We start from the raw sequence: 23,930 nt of genomic DNA, 5'->3' as shown, positions 1-23,930 counted from the left end.
TCCTGTTCTGCACGCCGGAATTCCCGCTGCTCACTGCCACATCCGGCGCATGACCAGCAGGCCGTGGTCCTCGTCGCCGATCACCGTGGTCGCGTCGATGCGACGGTCCGGGTCGAAGGCGATGGCGCGCAGGGTGTCGTGGAAGGCGGCCTCGATGATCTCGGCCTCGGTGGGGTCGAAGGAGTCCTCCGCGTAGAAGACGACCGCTTGCACGCCGTCGGCGGGCAGCAGCGAATTGGCGGGGAAGATCATCACCAGCAGCGCATTGTCGGTGGCGCCGCCGCCTTCGAAGGTGACGAGTTCCAGTTCCGCCCGGGCCAGCAGGCTTTCGAGTTCCTCGCGGCCGGGCGGGTAGGACTGGAAGACGAACATGCTGTCGAACAGCTTGCGCACGCCGGTGGCGCGAATGGCGGAGGTGAGCCGGTACTGGTGGAACTCCATGAGATCCACGCGCCGGCGCTGGATTTCGGCCAGCAGGTCACGCCAGCTGGCGTCGCCGCGCAGGCCGACCGCGACGGGGATGGTGTTGGCGAAGCAGCCCACGGCATTGTCGACCTCGTCGAGGTCGGCGGGGCGGCCGGAGACCACCTCACCGAATACCGCAGTGTCCGAACCGGTCACGTAGTGCAGCACATTCGCCCAGGCCAGCTGGCAGACCACGCTGAACGTGGTGCCGAGGTCGGCGGCCAGGGCGGTGAGCCGGTCCACCACTTCCGGGTCGATGACCGCCGCGCGGCCGGTGGGCACGCCGCCGCCGTCCGGCACCCGGTCGGGGGCGACGAGGCAGGGCGGTACACCGTCGAGGTAGCCGGACCAGGCTGCTTCGGTGGCGGCCTCGCGGTCCTGGGTGAGGCGCAGGAACTCGGCGAAGGTATCGGGATTGCCGAGCGGTGCCGCGGTGCCATCGCTCAGGTAGGCGGCGAAGATCTCCTGCGGCAGCAGCTGTCCCGACCAGCCGTCGGTGAGCAGGTGGTGCGAGGTGAGGACCAGCATGTGCACCGCGCCTGGCAGGTGCACGACGGTGGCGCGGGTGAGCGGGCCGTGCGCGAGGTCGAACTGCTCGCCCTGATCGGCGCGCAGGAAGTCCTGCAGCCGCTCGTCGGCGTCCTGCCGATTCGCGTAGTCGACTTCGCGCACCTCGACATCCACGTGATCGGTGACGATCGCGTAGGGTTGGCCGCCCTGTGAGACCGAGATGGCCACGCGCAGATTGGGATAGCGGTTGATCACCGTGTCCAGGGCGGCGGTCAGGCGCGGCAGGTCCAGGGCGCCGCGCACGGCGATCATGGTCTGCACGTTGTAGAAGTCCTTGCCGCCCGAGCCCAGTGCGGTGAAGTACAGGCCGGACTGCATGGGCGCCAGCGGGTGCACGTCGGCGAAGGCGCCGTAGAGGGTCTGCCAGCGGTCCAGGTCCAGCTGGGTGACCTCGCGGGCGAGCACATCGCTGGGGGTGAGTCGACGGATCGGGTTGTCGCGCACCGTCTTCGCGAAGTCGCGCAGGCCACCCGCCCACAGGTCGGCGAGTTCGTGCACGTCCGCGTCGGAGAGCACGCCGGCGGGGAAGCGGAACGACGCCCGCAGAGTGGCGTTGTCGCCGTCGGTGACGGTCACCGTGTTCACGTCGAGGACGGCGGCAACCGGCATCGCCGGGTCGGCGTGGCCACCCAGGTAGCCGAATTCCGGTGCAGCATCCCAGGTTTCGGCGGTCTCGGCGACAGCGAAACGGCCCATGTAGTTGAAGCTCAGCTGTGGTGCGGACCGGTCGGCCAGGACCGTGCGGCCCTCCTCGTTCAGCCAGCGCAGCAGACCCCAGCCGATACCGGAATCGGGCACGGCGAGCAGCTGCTCCTTGACCGCCTTCACCGCGTCCACGATGTCGGCCTGCCCGGCGCGCAGCACATTCAGCGCGACCGGGTAGGCACTGGTGAACCAGCCGACGGTATTGGCCAGATCGGCTCCGGCGAACAGGGTTTCGACGCGACCGTGCCGCTCCATGGTGAGCGAGACGGTATCGGCGTCGGCATCACGCGAACGGCGGAAGCGGTGCACGGCAACCGCCAGCGCAGCCACCTGGATATCCAGGAAGTCGCACCCGAACGCCTGCGCGCCCGTGGTCATGAGGAATCGAGTGTCCTCGGCATCGAGCTCGGTGGTGACCTCGTGCAGCGTCGCGATGGTGTCGACGGCCGGATCGAAGGCGCGGCTGCCCAGCAGCGGGTCGGCGCTCTCGGCGACGGCCTGCCACCGCGGCAGTTCCGCCGCCAACTCCTCCCCCTGCGCGTAGCGAACCAGGTTGGTATTCCACGTCTTCACCGAGGTCCCGGTCTCCGGCTCCAGCGCACCGTCCCGCCAGAACTGGCGCAGATCATCGTGCAGGATCCGCCAGGAGACACCGTCCACCACCAGGTGATGCACGACCAGCAGCAGGCGGCCGGTGCTCCGATCGGGCGTCCGCGCCCACACCGCGGCGACCATCCGGCCCGCGGCCGGATCCAGCGATGTACCCGCCGCATGCAGCTGCTCCTGCAACAGATCCGGCGTGATGGCTTCCCATTCCGCGTCGTCGATCACCACCTCTGTCACCGGCACCTCGGGCTGCGGCTCGTCGGCCGCGGGCACGTAGTAAGCCGGACGGCCCCTCCGACCAGCGCCGGCCGAGATCGCGGACAGGACCTGCGCATGCGGATCGGCGGCAGTTCGCGGCGCGGTGAGATCGCCGGAACCGGCGGCGGCCCGCGGTATTGCGGTGTCACTCGATCCGCCGGCAGCCTGAGACAGTACGACCTCGCCCGATCCGCCGGCAGCCGCAGCTGCGTGGGCGGGAACAGCCTGCGCGGCAAGGCCTTCCGGCGCGGCGGCGATGCGGGCGCGCAGCAGCGAGTGGCGGTCCAGCAGGGCGCGGACGGCAGCGGTGAGGCGTTCCATGGTCGCGTCCGGCGGCGTCACCACGGCCGTGGCCTGGCTGTATCCGGTGTATTCGCCGACCTTTTCGACGAGCATGGCGGCGATCGGGCCGAGGGGGATCCAGCCCGTGTCGGCGCCGGCGTCTACCAGGGCGGGGGCGCCGGTGTCGAGGATCGGTTCGGTGGCGGCGGCTATGGCGGCTATGGTGCGGGCGTCGAAGAGGGCGCTGGTGGTGATGGCGAGGCCGCGCTTCTTGAGGGCGGAGGCCATGCGGATGGCGGTGATGGAGTCGCCGCCGAGGGCGAGGAAGTCGTCGTCGGCTGCTAGGTCGATGTCCGCGGTCAGGCCGAGGACCAGGCGGGTTACCTCGGCTACCAGTTGTTCGGGGCCGTCCTGCAATTCGCGGCCGCGGCCGGTGCTGCCGCCCAGGTCGGGGACGGGGAGGGCACGGCGGTCGAGTTTGCCGTTGGCGGTCAGGGGCAGGGTCGGCATGCGGACCAGGGCGGTGGGAATCATGTAGTCCGGCAGGCGTTCCGCGAGGTAGGCGCGGATGCGACCGGCCACGACGGTCTCGGATTCGGTGGCGCACTCCGTATTCGGTTCGGCTACGTAGTAGGCGACCAGGACCGTGTCATTGCCGCGGGGCAGGGCGACGGCGGCGGCGGAGCCGATGCCGGGCATGCGGCGCAGGGTGGTGCCGATCTCGCCGAGTTCGATGCGGTGGCCGCGGATCTTCACCTGATCGTCGACGCGGCCCAGGTATTCGAGGCGACCGCGCGAATTCCAGCGCACGATATCGCCGGTGCGGTACATGCGCGCACCGGTCTCGGGGGCGAAGGGGCAGGCCACGAAGGTGGCGGCGCTCAATCCCGAACGGTGGTGGTAGCCCTGGGCGAGCTGGACGCCGCCCAGGTAGAGCTCGCCGGTGACGCCGGGCGGCACCTGACGCAGCTGCTCGTCGAGGACGAAGACCGAGGAATTCGATTCGGGGACACCGATCAGCGCGGAGCGGATCTCGTCGCCGCCTTGCGTGCCGGCGAAGTCCTCGTGGGTGAGGTCCATGGCGGCCTCGGTCGGACCGTACAAGCCGAGAACCGTGCCGCCGAAGACGCGGCTCGCCTCCTCGACCAGGGCGGGCGGCACGGATTCACCGCCCAGGTATACGTAGCGCATGGACTGCAGCCGGACCGGGTCGGGACCGGCGTCCAGGAAGGCGCGGGTGACGCTGGGTACCAGGGACAGCTGGGTCACCCGGTGCCGCTCGATGATTCCCGCGAGCGCTTCCACATCGGCCTGCCACCATTCCGGGTGCGGCAGCACGGTGGTGGAGCCGGTGCAGAGTGCGTTGACGAGCTCGAAGACCGAGACGTCGAAGCCGATGGGGGCCTTCTGCAGAATGCGTTCCACACCGAAACCGAGGTAGTCGCGCATCCACTGCACGTGGTTGGCGATGGCGCGGTGATGGATCACCACACCCTTCGGACGGCCGGTGGTGCCGGAGGTGTAGAGCAGGTAGGCGGCATCCAGCGGGTGGATGGGACGCGCGAGTTCCTCCGGGCGAACCGGGGTGGCATCCGCGGCGGCGAGCTCGGCCTGCACGGCCTCGTCGGCGAGATCCATTACGGGGACGGCGATTCGGGCCGTGAGCCGGCGTTCCGGCGAGACCGAGGTGATCAGCAGCCGGGGGTCGGCATCGCCGAGCATGTACTCGATGCGGTCGAGCGGGTAGCTCGGATCGGCGGGCACGTACACCGCGCCCGCCCGCAGGACGGCGGCGAACACGATGGGCAGCCATTCGCTGCGTTCGGCGTACACGCCGACCCGATCGCCATTGCGCACGCCACGTTCCAGCAGCATGCGGGTGAGTCCGTTGACGCGGGAATCGAATTCGGCGTAGGCGAGTTCGGTGTCCTCGAACACCACGGCCACTCGTTCCGGATGATCCTGCGCCGAGGTGCGGATCATGGCGTCGACGGTTTCCGGGGTGATGTCCGGACGGTCGCCGAAGGACCAGTCGTCGAGGCGGGCACGGTCCGAGGCGGACAGTGTCTCCAGCGATCCGAGGGTGGCGCCGGGGGTAGCGGCGGCCAATATCTGGTCGATGTACTCGTGCAGCCGCTCGATGGTGCCGACGTCGAAAAGGTCGGTGCGGTAGGTGATCTGGACGTCGGTGCGGTCGTGATGCATGAAGGTCTCGACGACCAGCGGCAGCAGGGCGCCGCCATTGTCGATCAACTCCCAGCTGGTGACCGCGCCCGGCAGCTGCGGGCCGTCGATCTTCTGGTGCAGGAACAGCACCATGGTGTCGAAGAGTTTGGAGCCGACGTGGCCGGTGGCCTGATTGGCGGCCCGGACGATGCCTTCCTGCGGGAAGTGCTTGTGCCGGAACGCTTCCGTGGTGGTGGTGCGCACCTGCGTGACGAGTTCGGCGAAGGTGGCCGCGCCCGCTCCGGTGAAGCGCAGCGGAATCATGTTCGACAGGTTGCCGATCAGCAGTTCCTGACCGGATTCCTCGCGATTGGCCACGGTGGTGCCGACCACGATGTCCCGCTGGCCGGTGGTCTGGCGCAGAGCCAGGTAGTAGGCGGCCAGGAAGACGGAGAACGGGGTGCTGCGCAGGTCGGTGCCGAGCCGGCGCAGATTCGCGTCGGCCCGTGCGCTCAGCAGCCGGTCGAAGCGATCGCCGCGTTCGGTGACGGTGACGGGGCGGCGATCGTACGGCAGTTGCAGTTCGTGGACTTCACCGTCGAACCGGCTTGCCCAGAAGTCGGTGTCGGCACTGTGGTCGCCGTCGCGGAAGCGGTCCTGCTCCCATTCGGCGAAGTCGGCGACCTGCAGGCGCAGCGGCTCCACGGTGATGTCGCCGGTGCGGGCCTGGCGGTAGAAGTTCTCCACATCGCGGGACAGGGCGGGCAGGGTCATACCGTCCCAGGCGATGTGCTGGATGACCACGACCGCTACGAGTCGGTCCGGGCGGGTGCGGGCGAAGGTGACGCGCAGCGAGGATTCGGCTGACAGGTCGAAGGTTTCGTGCGCCGCCGCGCGGGTGAGCTCCGCGAGCACGCGGTCCGCCGCGGCCGCCACACGTTCGGCGACGGACTCCGCGGTGGCGGTGCCCGCTATGACGGAGTCCGCGGTGGCGACCGGATCGCCCTCGGCCGGACCGGCGGTCGTCAGGTCGATATCGGTGAGTCGGGGCGGCAGGTCGTCGTGGATGAGCTGGTAGGGGTCGCCCTGCTCGTCATTGTGGTAGGTGGTGCGCAGGACCTCGTGGCGGCGGACCAGTGCGAGGAAGGCGCGGCGCAGGGCGTCCGCGTCCACCTCGCCGTCGAAGGTCAGGGCCAGGCACAGGTTGTAGGCGGCGCTGTCGGGTGAAATCTGCTGGTGCGCCCAGACATAGCGCTGCCCGAAGGACAGGGCCGCCCGGGTGGGATCACGACGGACCGGGACCGCAGGAGTGGCGGCCAGGCCTTCCCGCGTGAGCCGGGCCAGCATGGCTTCCTGCAGGTCTTCCAGTGATTTCATTGCTGTCGAACCAATCCTTGTCTTCGGGATTCCCTTGCGCTGCAGCATGTTCCGGCGGCGGACCGCTCAGGACACGGCGACCGGTTCGGGCAATGCGACCTCGGCGAGCTCGAGCAGGATCCGGGCCACCTGATCCAGGCGATCCGGAGTGGACTCGCCCGCCAGCAGCGCCGCGCAGATACCGCGCACCGTGCGGCCCTCCAGCACGCCGGTGACGCCGAAGCCCTCCACCGCGAGCAGGCCGCGCAGCTTGGCGGTGAGCGTGGTGGCCAGGATGGAATTGCCGCCCACCTCGAAGAAATCGGTGGTGGCGCCGAGCCTTTCGATACCCAGCACCTGGGTGGCGATGTACTCGACGGCCGCTTCCAACGGGGTTTCCGGGGCGGCATAGGTGTCGCGGGCGGCCTCGTCGCCGGCGGCCACCATGCGGCGGATGGCGGCACGATCCAGCTTGCCGTTGCCGGTCAGTGGGATGGCGGGCACCAGTTCGACGATTTCCGGAATCATGTGCGCGGGCAGCAGTTCCCGCACATCCGCGAGGATCGCGTCGGTGGAAACCGCGCCACCGGAGCCGGCACCGGCGGATGACGCGTCGGACGATCCCTCGGTTCCGAAGGCGGCGACCGCGGCCAGGCGGCCCGAATCGGTCACCAGCGCAACGGCTTCCCGGATGCCCGGCTGGGCGGCGAGGGCGGATTCGACCTCGCCGAGTTCTACGCGGAAGCCGCGGATCTTCACCTGGTGGTCGGCGCGGCCCAGGAAGTCCAGGGTGCCGTCGGGCAGGTAGCGGGCCATATCGCCGGTGCGGTACCAGCGGAGGCCATCGACGGTGACGAAGCGGTCGGCGGTGCGGTCGGCATCGCCGCGGTAGCCGTCGGCGACGCTGACGCCGCCGATCCACAGTTCACCCGGTACCCAGTCCGGGCAGTCCTCACCGCGGGTGTTCACCACGCGGCAGCGCACATTCGCCATCGGGGTGCCGTACGGGACATTGGCCCGGTCGGCCGGGTAGGCGTCGGTGATCTCGCAGACCGTGGAGTGGATGGCGGTTTCGGTGGTGCCGCCCAGGCCCGCGAAACGCACGCCCGGCACCAGGTCGCGGAAACGGTGTCCCTGCTGGGATTTCACGCGGTCGCCACCGGTGATCACCACGCGCACGGTGCGCAGCTGCGCGGCGGACGCGGTGTCCAGCAGCATGGTGATGAGGCCCGGCGCGCAGTTCACCACGGTCACACCGGTTTCCGCGATCAGCCGCGACCAGGCGACGGCGTCGCGTTCGATCTCCGCCTCGACCGCGACCACCGCGCCGCCCAGCGACAGCGGCGCGAAGATGTCGAATACCGACAGGTCGAACTCGAGCGCGGACAGCCCGATGGTGTGATCGTCGGCGCCCAGCTCGAAGTGCGTGATGAGGGCGTCGATGGTGTTGGCCGCCGCCCGATGACTCACCTCGACGCCCTTCGGCTCACCGGTGGAGCCGGAGGTGAACAGCACGTACGCGATCGAATCGGCCGGCGGCACATGGGCGTTGTCCAGGCGCGGGCCCTCGCTGGCTTCGGTCAGCAGCAGCGGTGTCACCTGCGCAGGCAGCTCGACCGCGGCATCCACGATGATCACGCGCGCGCCACCACGCTCGAGAATGCGGTTCCGGCGCGCCGCCGGCTGCTCGGTGCCGATCGGCAGATACGTCGCACCCGCCGCGAGCACACCGAGCACGGCCGGAATCTGCTTGTGTCCCTTGGGCACCATGACCGCCACGGTGTCACCGGGCCGCACACCGGCATCCGCCAGCGCCCGGCCGATCGACAGCGCCTGCCCGGCCAACTCGGCGTAGGTGTGCTGAGCTACGGCGCCCGCTCCCGCGAGCACACCCGCAGTGTCCGTGGACCGGTCGGGCGCACAGCCGGTGAGCGCGCCTGAGGCTACCGCGCCACGGCCGCTCGAATCCGCGGCTACCGTGCCGAAGTCACTCGAATCTGCGGTGTCCGTGCTGTGTGCGCTCGGGCCGGCCTGCCAGCGCAGCGCGGGCCGATGCGGATAGCGCTGGGCCAGTGCGAAGAACGCCTCGTGCAGGGTGCGGGGGCCGCCCAATTCCAGGTCGGTCGCGTTGACGGCTTCGCGGACCGCGCGCTGGGCGGGCGGGAGGGCGATGGCCAGGTCGGCGTTCCAGTCGGCGTCCGGGGCCACGAGTTCGTCCAGCAGTGTGCGGAATTCGGTGAACATGGCCTCGGCCACGCCCTCGGGGAGGGCATCGCGGCGGATGTCCCAGTTCACCAGCAGGCCGCCGTTCAGTTCGACCACCTGGGCGTCCAGATCCACCTGCGGGCCCTGGGAGATGATCCACACCGGTTCGCCGAAGGCGCGCAGGACGCGCTCGGAGAACAGTTCACCCAGGTCGAGGCCGGAGGTGAAGACGACCGACGGGGTGACGGGTGCGCCGCGCAGGCGACCCAGGTCGCGCAGCACGTCCAGGCCCTCGTAGACGGAATGCGCTGCGCAGGTGTGCAGTTCGCGCTGCAGGCGTTTGGCGCGCGACACCATGGATTCGCGTTCGGCGGCGTCGACATCGACGAGTACCGAGTTGGTGAAGTCGCCGACCACCTGATCGACGTCGTCGTGCAGTTGTTCGCGGTTGAACAGCGGCACGTTAAGCAGGAAGCGCTGTTGCGCCGACCAGCGGGCAATGGCTTCGGAGAAGACGGTGGCCAGGGCGACCGCGGGGGTGACGCCGTGCCCGTGGGCGGCGCGGTGCAGGCGGGCCTTGGCCTCCGGATCGAACCAGTGGTGCAGGCGGACGCTGGCGCTCGGGTCGCGGCGCTCGGATTCGGGCAGTACCGGGAGGGCCGGGATGTCCGGCAGGTCGCCGATGCGGTCGCCCCACCAGCGGCGATCCGCCGAATTATCGGGCGCGGTGCGCTCTTTCGCGTCCAGGTAGGCGCGGAAGGTGTAGGTGAGCGGGGCGAGGGTGTCGGCGTCGGCCTCGTACAGGGTGGCCAGATCCTCGAGGATGCGGCGGTAGCTCTGGGCGTCGGCGGCCAGCATGTCCACGTCGACGTGCAGGCGGTGGCGGCCGTCTTCGAGGGTGGACAGGGTGATGTCGATGACCTGCCCGGCGGCCACGTCCATGCGCTGGTGGCTCTTGGCCTGGCGCAGGCGTTCCAGCTCGGCGGTCTCGGAAGCGGCGTCGATCGTGACGGATTCGAAGATCGGGCGTTGTGGTTCGGGCAGGGTGCGCTGGGTGCCGCTGTCGGTGAACCGGGCGCGCAGCTGCTCGTGCCGGCGCACCAGGCGGGTGACCGCGCGGCGCAGGCGCTCGGGTTCCAGGCCGCTGCCGTCGAATTCGACGTACAGGTGGGCGGCGACGCCGCCGAGGGCCTGATCCTGGCGGCGGCCCATCCAGTAGGCGTGCTGCATGGTGGCGAGGCCGAATTCGGCGTCGGCCGGGGCGGATTCGGCGGGGGCGGCGGCCGCGGAGGTGGCGGCCAGGATCGCTGCGGCGCCCGCGGCGGCGGAGGTCTGCTCGGCGTGGCCCGCGCGCAGCAGGGCGGTCCAGGCGGCGAGGGTGGGTTCGAGGGCGAGCTCCGAACTGCGGACCTCGTAGCCGCGCTTGCGCCATTTGGCCGACAGCTGCATGAGCATCATGGAGTGCATTCCCAGGCTCACGAGATCGTCGTCGTCACCGATCGATTCGGGGGCGGCGTCCAGCGCGGCCGCCACGATTTCGCGAACCTCAGCAATGTCGAGCATCGAACTCCCTCATCAGCGAACAGTCAGCCGTCATCCCGTGCAGTAGGAAAGGCTTGCCTAACCTTTCTGGGATGGTAGCCCATGGTTACCCACCGGGTACAGCGGTGTGGTTTGGCTTACCTAAACTGTTCACTTCATGCCTCTGACAAGCGAATACGCCGACGGGGCCCGGGGGACGACCTGTCCCACGGACCCCGTTGACCGCTCCGCGCGGCGGCTCTCCGACGCGGGATCAACCCACGCGCGACTCCTCGGATGCCCTCGAATCGGCGGCCACCCCGGCAAGATCGGACGCCATTCCCGCGAATCCCGACAGCACGGCATTCCAGCGCGCGACCCGGGCATCCACCGCGGATTCGTCCAGGACGGCCGCGTTCACATCGAACTGCGCCACCAGCGAAGGACCATCCGCCCGCGGCACCACAGCCGTGGTGACATCCACGGTGAACCGCAACGGCAGATCCGGATGCGCCGCCACCCCGAACTCACTCGTGAACTCGGCCAGCGGCACCGGAGACCACGGCCCGGAACCGAACTGCAGCACATCGAAGCGCCCCAGATGATTCAGCCGCAACTGACCTCGCGCCGCGAACGTCCGATCCGACAGATCCGGGAGAACATCGGCCGGCGTCCAAGCCCCAGCCTCCTCGACCGGGACCAGCACCGTCTCTTCGACCGTGAACCAGCCGACGCGACGCGAGTCGTCCTCGGCCGGGCGGCCGTGGGATTCCCGGGTGATGGCGATCCGATCCGCCGCGTCCGCGATATCGGGGAAAGTCCCGGCGCACGCCAGGATCAGCGCATCCTCGAGTCCGACCTCCGCCTCCGCACAACGCGCGAGCAGCTCCGCGGTACGTTCCGGGCCGAACTCGACCACCCGCTGCACGACATTCCCCGCGCGGTCGGTAGCCGGATCCGTGAGCCGCCCGGCCAGCGGTGTGCCCAGTACCTCGGCGCCGGAAGTAATTGCCACCGAATCGGTCTCGCCGTACGGAGTCTCGTTCGGCGGAACCTCGCCCTGCGCCATACGACGCAGATCGTCCGCCACGATGAGCCACGAGACAACGTCCACCGCCAGGTGATGGACCGACAAGAGCAACCGCGGCTGTGGCCCCTCCAGGATCGTCGCGGCCACCATGCGACCGGCCTCGGGATCCAGCCGAGCAACCGTCTCCGCCAGATGCGTTGCGGATGAGCCGGTTCCGGATCCGACGCGCAACCAGGACCCGGCCTCCGGCGACTCCTCGACCAACAGCGCCGGCGTGCCGCTGCCGCCGGGTGTCGCGCCCCCACCGGCACCCGGTGCCGATCCTGGCCGTCCGCCTGCCAGGACCAGAGATTCGCCCGCCGGGATCAAGGAGTCGCCCGACTGGACCGATGTGTCGCCCGCCGAGCGGGGTACGTCGATTGCCAGGCGGGATGCCTCGGCCGCGATCGACGTCGACCCGCGATCCGCCACGGTGTCGGAGGCTGTGCTCCAGATCAGTCGCGAGCGCAAGGCCGGGTGGGCGGTGGCCAGCGCGGCCAGGCGATCCGCCACTGCCTCCGGCGTCGCGTCCGCTGGGAGCGAGATCACCTGGGACTGGGCCAGATATCGGTAGTTGCCGTTCGCGATGATCTCGCGGGCCAGGGCGGTCAGCGGGAGGACTGTGCCTGCCGGGGTGACCGGTGCGGCTTCCTCGTCGGCGCCGCCCGCCGCGAGTTCGTCCAGGCGGGCCGCCAGTTCGCGGAGATCGCCCGCGGCCAGGACATCCCGGGCGGCCACTCGGAAACCGGCGCCGCGCAAACGGGATACGAGGTCGATGACGCCGATGCTGTCGATACCCAGATCGACCAGGCTGTCGGTGATGCCGGGCCCGGCTCCGGCGTTCGCGGCGCTCAGGGCCGACAGGACGCCGAGCAGGGTGCGTTCGGTGCCGGTGGCCGGTTCGGTCCCGCGCGCTCCGGCCACCGGGGCGGTGAGCAGGGCGGTGGCGGCGTGCACATCCAATTTGTCGTTGCGGTTCAACGGAATTTCGGCGACCGGGACGATGCGGGTGGGCACCAGGAAGCGCGGGAGCCGCCGGGCCAGACCGGCGCGCAGGCGCGGGACCGGGACCTCGCTGACCACGAGCGCGCCCAGGCGGGTGCGGCCGTTGTCGATGTAGGCGAGGACTGCCGCGTGCTCGACGCCGTCGAGTTCGCGGAGCACCACCGCCGCCTCGTCGGGTTCGACGCGGTAGCCGTTGATCTTCACCTGGCTGTCGATGCGCCCCTCGTAGATCACGGTGCCATCGACCGCGCGGCGTACGAGATCGCCGGTGCGGTAACGCCTTCCAGCCGGGCCGGCCACGAAGGCGGCGGCCGTGGTGCCCGGACGGCCCAAGTATCCGAGCGCCAGCTGCGGGCCCGAAAGATACAACTCGCCCAGTCCACCCGGCGGCACCGGGCGCAAGCGATGGTCCAGCACCTCGGCGGTCATCCCGTCGAAGGTGCGGCCGATGGTGGGCGAAACATGGTCGTGCACATCGGCCATCAAGGCTTCCACGGTGGCTTCGGTGGGCCCGTAGAAGTTGATGACCCGAGTCTCCGGCAGCCGCTGCAACCGCCTCCAGGTATCCGGATCGATGGCCTCACCACCCAGCGCCAGCACCGCCAGCGCACAATGCTCCACACCATCCCGCTCGGTGAACAACCCGAAAGCGATGAGCCGCGCCAGCATCGACGGCGAGGTATCGAAGATATCGATCCCCTGCCCGCTGATGGCCGCCGCGATCTGCTCCGCATCCGTACGCGCCTGCTCCCCCAGCATCACCACGGTATGCCCACTGAGCAGTGCAACGGTCGGCTGCCACGCCGCGTCGAACCCCGTCGACCACCCGTGCCCGATCCGCAACTGCCGCCCCACCCGCGCGGCCGCCGGCGCGAAGATCCGCCGCTCATGGTTCGCCCAGTGATTGAGCAGCGCACGATGCGGCACCACAACACCTTTCGGGCGCCCCGTGGTACCGGAGGTGAAGATGACATAGAGAGGCGTATCGGGCGTCGCCACTGCCGCTGCGTCCGGAGTGATGCGCGCGCCCGAGCCGGGCTGCGCCACTTCGCCATTCGCGCTGCCGACCGGCACTGCGGTGCCGAGCGACCCGCCCGGCTTCACACCGTCGCCGCAGGGCCCCGCGGCATCGGCACCAGACGTCCGCAGAGCATTGCCGCCCGCGGACGACAGGTCGTCCGCACCGAAACCGAGGAGGTGGAGTGCGCCGTCGCCGGTCGTGACACCGTGCACGCATTCCACGCCCTGCGCCCGGACCTGCACCAGCACGTCCATCAGCACCTCGTCACCGAGAACCAGGCGGGCGCCGGAGGTTTCCAGCAGGTAGGCCAGGCGGTCGGGCGGAGTGCCCGGATCCACGTGCACGCACAGACCACCGGCATGGGCGATGGCGAAGGGCGCGTGCAGTACTCGGCGATCGCGCGGCAGCACGACGGCGACGGCCGCGCCCGGGCGCAGCCCGCTCTCCCGGAGCTGCGCGGCCAAGGTACGGACCGCGGTGGCGAATTCGGCGAAGGTCTGTTCACCCGCCCCGTCGACCACCGCGACCGCGTCGCCCGCTCGGCCGGCGGCCGCGAGCAAGACATCGGACACGCCGAGGCCACCCGCCGCGGACGTGAAGGGAGAAGCGGTCCCGGCGAGGACTGCGGATTCGGCCGGCTCCTCGGAGGATTCGACTCGTGGTGCGCCATCCGAATTGTTCGAATCCGCATCGATGTCGCTGATCGCTTGCGGTACCGCGGAAGTCAGTTCGGCGGGTTCGTCCGCCAGAAGGAGGCTCATATCGGCGGCATTGGGGGCGGCGACGATTCGCTCGACTACCGCGAGCATGCGGTGGGCCAGGCGGTCGGGGTCGAAACGGGCTGTCAGGTCGGGGCGGACTTCTACGCGGGTGATGAGTTCGCCGTGTTCGACTACCGGGACCACTGCGATCGGGTAGTGGCTCGGGGAGTCGACTCGGCGGGGTTGGAGGCGGGCGCCGCGGCCCATGGGCATGTCGGCGGTGACGGCGCCCATCGGGGTGTTCTCGAAGACCAGGAGGGTGTCGAAGAGCTGGTTGCCGCCGGTGTGGCGGGTGATGTCCGCGATGCCCAGGTATTCGTGGGAGCGGAGGTGGGCGACTTCGCGTTGCAGAGCCGCGCCGATCTCCGCGGGGGCGCGCTGGTCCAGGCGCACTCGCACGGGGATGGTGGTGACCAATGCGCCGACCAGGCGATCGGCGTCCGGCAGGGAGGCGTCACGGCCGGACGTGGTCTGACCGAAGACCACGTCGTCGCGGCCGGTGAAACCCGAAAGGATACGGGCCCAGGCCATTTGGAGGACCGTGTTCAGGGTGAGGCCGTGGCTGCGCGCCCAGGCTGTCACCTGCTCGGTGGCCGCACGGTCCAGACAGGCTTCGCCCAGCGCCGGGATATCGGCGGGTGCGGGGGCGGCGAGCATGGCCATGGGGGCGAGGTCGGCCAAGGCCTGCTGCCATACCCGGATCGAGGCTTCGGTGTCGCGGGCCGCCAGCCAGGCGGCGTGGGCGCGCAGGGGCGGGGCAGGTGGCAGGGTCCCGGCCGTATCCGAGTGCAGGGCAATGAGATCCGCGAAGAGCAGCGGGATGGACCAGCCGTCGATGATGATGTGGTGTGCGGTGCACACGAGTTCGTAGGCGTGCTCGCCGACGCGGGCAGCGACAACCCGGAACAGGGGTCCGCTGTCCAGGTCCAGGCGGCGACGGCCTTCGTCCCAATACAGTTGCCGCGCAGCCGCTTCCGGGTCGGCGGCCGAGCGGAGATCCAGCTCACGCCAGCCGATTCGGCCGGCCGTGGTCATGACCAGCACCGGATGCGGCAGGCCGTCGGTCAGGACCGCGCCACCCAGGTGCGGATAGCGCTCCAGCAGGCCGTCGAATGCGGTACGGAGCGTGGACAAGTCGGTCAGATCCTCGATGCGCACCGAGAATGTGACCAGGTAGGGGTCCACCTCGCCGGACATGGCGCTGACCGAATACAGGCCGCGCTGCAGCGGGGACAGCGCGACGACGTCGAGAATCTCCACGCTCACCGGCCGGCGAGCTTCCCGGTCAGGGCGGCCAGCGCGGCCGCGTCGAGTCCGGAGGCCGCCAGCGGGGCCACCTCGGCGGCCGGGGCGGGGGTCGCGGTGTCGGCGCCGGTCAGGTTGGCGGCCATCTCGTGCACGGCCGGGAATTCGAAGACCTGCTGCACATCCAGGAGGTGACCGCGTTCGGCGAGCACGGTGACGAAGCGCAGCGCGGCCACACTGTCGCCGCCGAGCGCGAAGAAGTTGTCCTCCCGGCCGATCTCGTCGTCCTCGTCGAGTTCGAGAATCTCGCGCAGCGCATCGGCGACGGCCTGCTCGGCCGGGGTCTGCGGCGGACCACCGAGACCGGAGATGGCCAGCGGATCCAGCGCGAGGTCATCGTCGCCGGTGATGAACCAGTCGCACGGCTGCACCGGGATCTCGGTGCCCGATGCGACATCGGGTGCGGCGGACCAGGATTCGACGGTCTCCCGCAGCTGCCGCGCGAACTCCTCGGCGGAGTGGCGGCGTGACAACTCCTCGGCGAGATCGACGGTCACCGTCCAGCCCTCGGGGCCGACAATGGCGTCCACGACCAGGTCCACACCGTGCGGGCGGGCGGCGGCCCGCGCAACCTCGCGCACCCCGCCCTGACCCGCGATGCCACCGCCGCGAACGATCTCGCGCACGATACCGGCGGCCGCGGCGTCGGCGGCACTCGTCGCGCTGCCGGCCCCGGCCGCAGCGAGCGCGTCACCGGTGTCCGGCCGGGTCACGGCGCCATCGAGAATTCCTCCGGCAGTACCGAATTCGAGCGTGGCGCTGCGCACCGAGACCAGGACCTGGAAGAGGCCGCCCTTGGCGGCGCCGCCCGGTCCGCGCAGTTGGTGGGTCAGGCGTTCGATGCGGGTACCGGCGTGCGCACGGGCCTCGTCCAGGAGGTTCGCGGCGTCGGTGACCAGCTGCCACGGGGCGCCGCCGCGCGGCGAGTCCACCCGCACCACCAGGTAGTTGGCGAAGTTGCCGAGCACGTCGGCCGCGCCCTCGGGGCGGGCGGGGTCGGCGAGGCCGATCGGAACATCCGACGGGGCACCGAGTTCCCGCAGGGTGTCCGCTACCAGCGCGGTGAGCACGGCATCGGGTTCGGAGGGCAGGGCGGCGAGCACCGCGGCCGGGATCTGCAGCACGGCGCGGGCGCTGCGCGGGGTCTGCGGTCGCTCGCGCAGGGGCAGCAGCTGGTCCGGCAGGCCGGCCAGGCGCTGCTTCCAGTAGGCCAGTGAATCGTCCTCGGCTGCCAGGAGTTTCATCTGGGCGGCCGCGAAATCGCGGTACTGCGCGGCCGGCTCGACCGGGGCAGCGCCGAACAGGCGCGCTACCAGCAGGTCCAGGGTGCGGTCGTCGGCGGCGACCGGATGCACGGCGATGGACAGCACCGCCCGATCGGTCAACCGGTATAGCCGCATCCGGATCGGCACATCCCGGGCCAGGTCGAAACGGTGCCCGGCATCGACCATGAGCGCCGCGGGCAGGGCCAGGGCCTCGATCGCGACCGTCTCGACGGACGTGTCCGGCGCGGCCTCGACCCGCTGGTACGGCACCCGGCGATCATCCGGGTAGATCGTGCGCAGGATCTCGTGACCGGCCAGCAGTGCGGCCGACCGCTCGACCACGCCGTCCGCCAGTTCGGCCGGGAACTCCAGGGCCACATACACATTGGCGGCGGCCGTGCGCGCCAGCCGCTCGGGCAGCAGCGCGGCCTGCTGCGCCGGCGACAACGGCGCGCCACGCTCGGCGGACCGGTTCGCGGCGCCATCGGTGGACCGGGCGGGCGCGGCGGAGGTATCGAGGGTCATGACGAGAAGTCCTTCCTGGCTTCCGGCGACTAGCTGCCGGCGACGTTCGCGAACGTCGGTTCCAGCTTTTCCAGCACGTACGGCACCGACAGCGCCGTCGGCTGATTGATGGCATTGATGGCAACCACGTCGACGAACGCGATGCCGTTGTGGCGCACCGCGGGCAGATCGTTGTAGCCCGGCAGTTCCTTGAACTTGGCTTCGAAAGCGGGCATCGCACCGCACACCAGCAGATCGGAGGTGAGGTCACTCAGGCGTTCCGGCGACAGCGCCAACCGGCCACCCGAAGGGGCCTCGGCCACGATCTTCTCCGGCATGGTCATACCCAGGCGCTCGAACAGCGCGGCCGAACCGTCCTTGGGATCGGCCAGCACCATCAACTGCTGCGGACCGGTGAGCATGCAGGTCAGGAAGGTCTTGCCCTTCAGGCCCGGATGCTTCGCGGCCACCGCGTCGATCTTGCCGTTCACCTCGGCGACGACCTTGGCCGCCTCGGCGTCCTTGTGCAGCACCTTGCCCAGCGTGGTCACCTGGTCCTGCCACGGATCGATCTGCGCGCTGGACAGCGAATCGATGGTCGGCGCCAGCTTGGACAGCTTGTCGTAGGTGGCGCGATCGGCCATGAACGACGGCGCCACAATGAGATCCGGGTTCAAGGCGGCGATCTGCTCGCTGAAATCACCGGACATGTCGATGCGCTTGGCAGAATCCGGGATCTTCGGCTCCCACGGCACCGAGGACACCAGCCCCGGCACCACATAGCCGACCGGGGTCACGCCCAGCGACAGCACCGCGTCCAGCCACTGCGGGCCGAGCGCCACCACCCGCTTGGGCACGCCCTGAATCTCGGTCTTGCCCATCACATGCTCGACCGTGATCGATCCGCCACCGGACCCGCTGTCGCCGTCACCGGATCCGCACGCCGCCACGCCGATCACGAGTCCCATTGCCAGCACGCCGAATCCGGCGCGACGCACCAGTCCTCGCAGTCGACCTGTTCTCATTCCGCTCGCTCCTCGAATCCGGTGAACGAGGACCCCGCGGTCCTCGAAACTGCTGTGGCCTCCAGTACGGCGGCCAGGCCGCAGACCGATGGGGTGTCGAACACCGCCCGCACATCGATCTCGAACCCGAACTCGGCGTGGATCCGCGCCGCCAGCTGATTGGCCAGCAGCGAATGGCCGCCGAGTTCGAAGAACGAATCATCCGCGCCGACCGTGTCCCGGCCGAGCAACCGGCCGTACAGGGCGGCCAGCCGGATCTCGGTGCCGGTCACCGGCTCCCGATACGGCAGCGCGGTCACCCGCACCGGCTCGGGCAGGGCGCGGCGATCCAGCTTGCCGTGCTCGGTCAGCGGAATCGCGTCGATCACCGCGAAGGCCGTGGGCACCATGTATTCGGGCAGCGCGGCGGCCGCGTGCGCACGTACCGACTCCACCTGCACCGCACCGGATTCGGGGACCAGGTAGGCGGCGAGCAGGGGGCCTACGGCGGCATCACCGGCCAGTATCACCACACAGTCGCGCACCTCCGGATGCGAAGTGAGAGCAGCCTGCACCTCACCGAGTTCGATGCGGTAGCCGCGCACCTTCACCTGTTCGTCGGCGCGGCCCACGAATTCGAGTTCACCGTCGAGATCGCGGCGGGCCAGGTCACCGGTGCGATACAGGCGCGCACCCGGGAAGCCCGGGGAGGCGGGGCGGAACGGGTCCGCCACGAAACGCTCCGCTGTCGCGGGCGGACGGTCCAGATAGCCGCGCGCCAATTGCGGTCCGCCCAGGTAGATCTCACCGATCACACCCGGCGGGACCAGGCGCAGCCGGTCGTCGAGCAGATACAGGTCCACATTGCGGTTCGGGCGGCCGATCGGCACGATGCGACTGCCCTGCGGGCCCTCCACCGGCATATGGGTGGAGCTCACCACGGCCTCGGTCGGGCCGTAGTGATTGCGCAGTTCGGCATCCAGCACGCCCGCGAAACGGTCGGCGATCTCACCGAGCAGCGCCTCACCGCCCACCGGGACGAAACGCAGAGTGCGCCAATCACTCACCTGCGGCATCGACAGGAAGGTGCGCAGCAGCGACGGCACCATATGCAGCACCGTGATGCCGTACCGCGACATCAGGCCCGCGATGTACGCGAGATCGGCGAAACCACCCGGACGCGGAATGACCAGGCGCGCACCGAGAGTCAATGTCACGAACACATCCAGCAGCGAGGCGTCGAAACTCACCGAGGAGGATTGCAGCAGGCGATCCTCGGCCGTCATACCCCACTGGGCGGTGAATCCGACCAGATGATCGGCGATCGCGGCATGGCTGACCGGCACACCCTTCGGGCGGCCCGTCGAACCGGACGTGTAGATGACATAGGCCAGATTGCCCGGCCGCAGCGGTCGCACCCGATCGGCATCCGACGGATCCTGCGCACCGAACCCGGTGGCCTGCTCCTCGGCCGCATCCAACTCCACCCGACCCAAGACCAGACGCGGATTCGCATCGGAGATCAGGAAATCGATGCGTTCATCCGGATACGCCGGGTCGATCGGCAGATACGCCGCACCCGACTTGAGCACCGCCAGCACCGCCACCACGAACTCCACCGAGTTCGACAGCCGCAGCGCGACCACATCCTCCGCGCCGACACCTTGACCGATCAGCCAGTGCGCCAGGCGATTCGCGCGGCGATTCAAGGCACGGTAGGTCAGTTCGATATCGCCGGACACCTGCGGCGCGACCAGCGCGACCGCGGCGGCCGCCGCGTGCGCGCGCTCCTCGAACAACGCCACCAGCGTGGTCGGCGGCAGCGCCGAGCGATCACCATGCGACAGCGCCAGCAGTTCCGCCCGCTCGGTCACACCGAGCATGTCGAGCTCACCCAGCCGGCGATCCGGCAGGGCCACACCCTCGGCCAGCAACCGCACATAGTGGGTCAGCAGCCGATCGATCAGCTCCGGCGCGAAAGACCCGGTGCGGTACTCGGCCTCCAGATAAGCGCCGTCACCATCGCGAACCACGGTGAGCCGCAAGGACACCCGCGGCGCGGGACTCCCCAGCTCCAGCCGCTCGGCGCCGACACCGTCCAGCGCGGGACCGGTCGGCGCCTTGCGCACCCCGAACCCCAGCCGCACCAGATGATCCAGCCCGTCCCGATCCACACTGCGCTCGGGATTGACCGCGTGCACCACCCGATCGATCCCGACCCGCCCATGGGACTCGGCCTGCCGCCACGAATCACTCACGCCCGCGACGAAATCCTGGAACGCGGTATTCGAATCGACGCCCGCACGCACCAGCACACTGTTGCCGAAGTACCCGATCGGCGCGCTCGCACGACTCGGCGCCGACTGCTCGTCACGCGTGCTCACCGGCACCGACACGAGGAAATCGACGGCCCCGGTGTAGCGGTGCGTCAGCACCTCGAACGCGGCCAGCAGCACCGCGAACGGCGTCAGCCCACACTCTTCCGCGAACTCGTCCACGCGGGTCACCAGCTCCCGCGGCAACTCCCGCGCGGACCGCTGCGCACGTTCCGTCTCGGCCCCCGCACGGCCGGGCAGCTCCAGCGGCTCCGGCAGCGGTGACAATGCCCCGCGCCAGAACTCGAGAGCCCGCGCGTCCGGATCCATCTCACTCACAACGAAATCCGCCGCATTCGAGTCGGCAGCGGCCGATGCGGCCACGCGGACATCGCGTAGGTAACCGGTCGCGCCGGCGACCACCGAATCACGCACGCCGGCATCACTCGCGAAGTCGGTCGCGCCGGAAGACACCGAATCGCTCACGCGGTCATCGCCGGAGCGGTTTTCGCGGAACGGCACGGCAGTGCCGGGGTCGGGCGGGTGAGTGCCGGGCAGGGCGATAGCGGTGTAGGGGGTGGCGGGGGCTGCGGGGAGGCGGCCGTTGTAGGCGGTGGTGAGGTCGCGGGCGAAGATCTCCCAGGACTCGTCGTCCCAGCAGAGGGCGTGCGCGACCAGGACGAAGGCGAATTCGTCTGCGCCCGTGCGGAAGAGGGCGAAGCGGATGGGCGGGGTGGCGGCCGGGTCGAAGGGTTCCGCGCAGACGCGGCGGATGAGGACTTCGGCGCGGCGGGCGCGGCGGACGGGGCTCAGGTTCGAGAGGTCGTCCTCGCGCCAGTCCGGGGCTGCTTCGAGGGAAACCACCTGGTAGGGCTCGCCGTTCGTGGCACCGTAAGTGGTGCGGAGGATTTCGTGGCGGGCCACCACCTCACCGACGGCGGCGCGCAGCAGGGCCGTGTCCAGGGCGCCCGTCAAGCGGTAGGTCACGGCCACATTCAGGCTGGTGTCCGCGGGTTCGCGAGTCTGGAGGAACCAGGCCCGGCGCTGACCCGGGGAGAGTGGGCGGCGCATCTCCGTCTCGGTCTCCTCGGCGGCGGCCGGCATGACGGCCCGTCTCATTCGGGGGTGTCGGTGAGATAGCCGCCGCGCACGAAGAATTCGGCGCCGTCGCGCTCCACACCGTCGGCGGTGCGCACCCGGGTGATCACCAGGCCGTGATTGTGGCCGTGCCGCGGATTGGGGCCGCACACCACGGCGCCGCCGTCCTCCTGCACGATCACCCGGCCGGGGGTGCCGCCGTAGCGGGCCTCGGAGACGCGGGCGGCCAGCACCTCGACGCGCTCACCACGATAGAAGGAGAAGGCGGGCGGGTACGGGGCGGCCAGCGCGCGCACGAAACGCTCCAGATCGACCGCGTCCCAGGACCAGTCGATGCGGCTGTCACGATCCGAGCGCTTGTGGAAGTAGGTGCGTTCGGCCTTGTTCTGCGGCTGCCATTCCGCGGTGCCGCTCTCCAGCGCGCGCAGCGCCTCGTGCACCGCGCCGGGGATCAATTCCATTCCGGCGCGCACCAGTTCGGGGCCGGTGGCGTCGGCGGGGATGGTGAGGCGGTGCTGCACCAGGATGTCGCCGGTGTCCAGCTGCTCGTCCATGCGGTGCACGGTGAGGCCGAATTCCTCGGCGCCGCTGATCAGCGCCCACAGCACCGGGGAGAAGCCGGTGAACTTGGGCAGCAGCGAATCGTGCAGGTTCAGGGTGCCGTGCGGGGGCAGCTTGTACAGCTCCGGCGGCATCCAGGTGTACCAGCTGTTCACCACGATCACATCGGGTTCCGCGCGCTTGACGAGGTCGATGGTCTCGGCGTCGGCGCGCTCGGTGAGATGCACCGGAATGCCGTGCTCGCGGGCCAGCTCCTCGACCGAATCATTGAAGATGGCCTTGTAGGACGATTCGCTGGCCGGGTGGGTGACCGCGAGCACCACCTCGTGCTCCGAATCGATCAGGGCCTGCAGGGTTTTCCGTCCCCAGGTCTGGAAGCCGAACGACACGATACGCATTGAACCGAACCTCATCTCCTCTAAGTAAGGCAAGCCTAGCCTAGGAACCGGCCCGCGCGGGTTCCGACCCCACCCCGCTCGCACGGTGTGCTTGCTCACTAGTAGCTACTCTTGCCGACCGCAGCACACGATCCGAGAGTTCGCCCAGGCAGCTGAGATTCGGGAAGCCCGGACCCTGCGTCAGGGCGGCCAGGTTCGGCAGGAACAACTTCGACTCCAGACCGGAAACAGCCAGGTCATAGCCGATCGCCGTCTCGATGCGCGACTGCGTCACCGGGCCCCCCACCGCCAGCTCCAGCAGATCCGCGGCATCGGAATCGAACAGGTCCAGGAACCACAGCGGTTGCCCACCGGTCGCATCCACCACCAGATCGAAGGTGTGCACCTGATCGGGGCGGGGCGAATTGCGAAGCGTGAGAGCCACACCCGCACCCTCGTCGGCCACCCGCACGACCCGGCCCTGCAAGTGATGCACGCGGTTGTCGCCCAGCAGACTCTCCTGCACGCGCACCGAGAACACCCCGCGATCGGTGCGGCGGATGACATCGCGCCGCTGATCCACACTCAGCCCGGCCCACTTGGCGGGATCGCTGTAGAGCGAATTCTCGAAGAAGCTCTCGCCACGGGTGTACAGGGTGGCCATCGGCGAGATCACCGACACCGTCAGCATTTCGTGCCGGACCAGCTCGTCCAGCGCCGAACCCGCGGTCTCACCGCCGCCGATCACCGCGACCCGCGAGGACACCGGCAGTTCACGGCGGCCCGCCAGCTCCCAGAAGGCCGCGATGCTCAGCACTTTCGGATGCTCGGCGAGGGTCCCGCTGCTGCGGCCCGGACCGGTGATCATCAGCTCGTCCGCATCCAGCTGGCTGAGCACGCCGTCCGCGTCGGTCACCGAGACCAGCCAGCCGTCGGCGGCGGGTGCGATCGAATTCACGCGTCCCTGCACGAGTTCCAGGTCGCTCCGGTGCCCGACCCACTGCAGGTACTTGGCCCACACGTGATGCTGCGGGCTGGGCCGGCCGCGATCGATCCACTCCGCGTAACCACCCTGATCCACCAGGAACGACGTCCAGCTGAACGCCTGCATGGCCGCATCGATCTCGCGATTGCGGCCGCGCGCCCAGGTCGAGTGGTACGGGAAGCCCACATCCTTCTCCGGGCTGGTGCCGAGCCGGTGCCGGCCGTCGGTCCAGCCGCCGCTGGGCAGCCAATTGCCACCCACCGCATGCGCTTCGACCACCACGACGCGCGGCGCCGGCAATCCCAATTCGCGCAGGACGTGCGCTTTCGCGGCAACCGCAAGGGCTTTCGGGCCCGCACCGACGACCAGAAGTGTCTTCACCGGGTTCACACTCACTCTCTCTCGACCGCCTGGCGATCGCGTCACAGCGGCGGGGATCCCCTCCTATGTTTGCATAGGCTTACCTTATATTGCAGGGTATGGCCAGAGCACCGCTCGCGGGCTCACCGACCACGACGATGGGATG

8 protein-coding genes are annotated in these 23,930 nt (G+C 69.7%); all 8 read right to left on the bottom strand.

Features of this window, described 5'->3' with window-relative positions; translation table 11 throughout:
* Positions 1-30: 30 nt before the first annotated feature.
* The 8 genes from ACIP5Y_RS42915 to ACIP5Y_RS42880 all read right to left on the bottom strand — a co-directional run bounded on the left by ACIP5Y_RS42915 (position 31) and on the right by ACIP5Y_RS42880 (position 23,785).
* On the bottom strand, positions 31-6,429 hold the full coding sequence (locus ACIP5Y_RS42915) for an amino acid adenylation domain-containing protein (RefSeq protein ID WP_400359168.1): 6,399 nt from the start codon (positions 6,427-6,429) through the stop codon (positions 31-33).
* 66 nt (positions 6,430-6,495) lie between these two features.
* Positions 6,496-10,176, bottom strand: coding sequence for an amino acid adenylation domain-containing protein (locus ACIP5Y_RS42910; RefSeq protein ID WP_400359166.1), 3,681 nt, complete (start codon positions 10,174-10,176; stop codon positions 6,496-6,498).
* A 232-nt stretch (positions 10,177-10,408) separates the two neighbouring features.
* Positions 10,409-15,256, bottom strand: coding sequence for an AMP-binding protein (locus ACIP5Y_RS42905; RefSeq protein ID WP_400359164.1), 4,848 nt, complete (start codon positions 15,254-15,256; stop codon positions 10,409-10,411).
* Positions 15,253-17,085, bottom strand: a complete 1,833-nt coding sequence (locus ACIP5Y_RS42900) for a condensation domain-containing protein (RefSeq protein WP_400359162.1) — start codon at positions 17,083-17,085, stop codon at positions 15,253-15,255. Before ACIP5Y_RS42900 ends, ACIP5Y_RS42905 begins: the two co-directional genes overlap by 4 nt.
* Positions 17,086-17,114: 29 nt before the next feature.
* The gene (locus ACIP5Y_RS42895) at positions 17,115-18,089 is read right to left on the bottom strand and encodes an ABC transporter substrate-binding protein (protein WP_400359160.1); all 975 of its coding nucleotides are present in this window, start codon (positions 18,087-18,089) and stop codon (positions 17,115-17,117) included.
* A complete protein-coding gene (locus ACIP5Y_RS42890; RefSeq protein WP_400359158.1) occupies positions 18,086-21,487 on the bottom strand; it encodes an amino acid adenylation domain-containing protein in 3,402 nt (1,133 codons plus the stop codon). The genes ACIP5Y_RS42895 and ACIP5Y_RS42890 overlap by 4 nt, the downstream gene beginning before the upstream one ends.
* 11 nt (positions 21,488-21,498) lie before the next feature.
* A complete protein-coding gene (locus ACIP5Y_RS42885; RefSeq protein WP_400359156.1) occupies positions 21,499-22,440 on the bottom strand; it encodes a methionyl-tRNA formyltransferase in 942 nt (313 codons plus the stop codon).
* A 40-nt stretch (positions 22,441-22,480) separates the two neighbouring features.
* Complete coding sequence (locus ACIP5Y_RS42880; RefSeq protein ID WP_400359154.1) at positions 22,481-23,785, bottom strand: SidA/IucD/PvdA family monooxygenase; 1,305 nt, start codon at positions 23,783-23,785, stop codon at positions 22,481-22,483.
* Positions 23,786-23,930 lie beyond the last annotated feature (145 nt).

Source organism: Nocardia sp. NPDC088792 (assembly GCF_044750615.1).
Lineage (GTDB): Bacteria > Actinomycetota > Actinomycetes > Mycobacteriales > Mycobacteriaceae > Nocardia.
The sequence above is the reverse complement of the archived record's forward strand: the minus strand, read 5'-3'. Positions and strand labels throughout refer to the sequence as shown.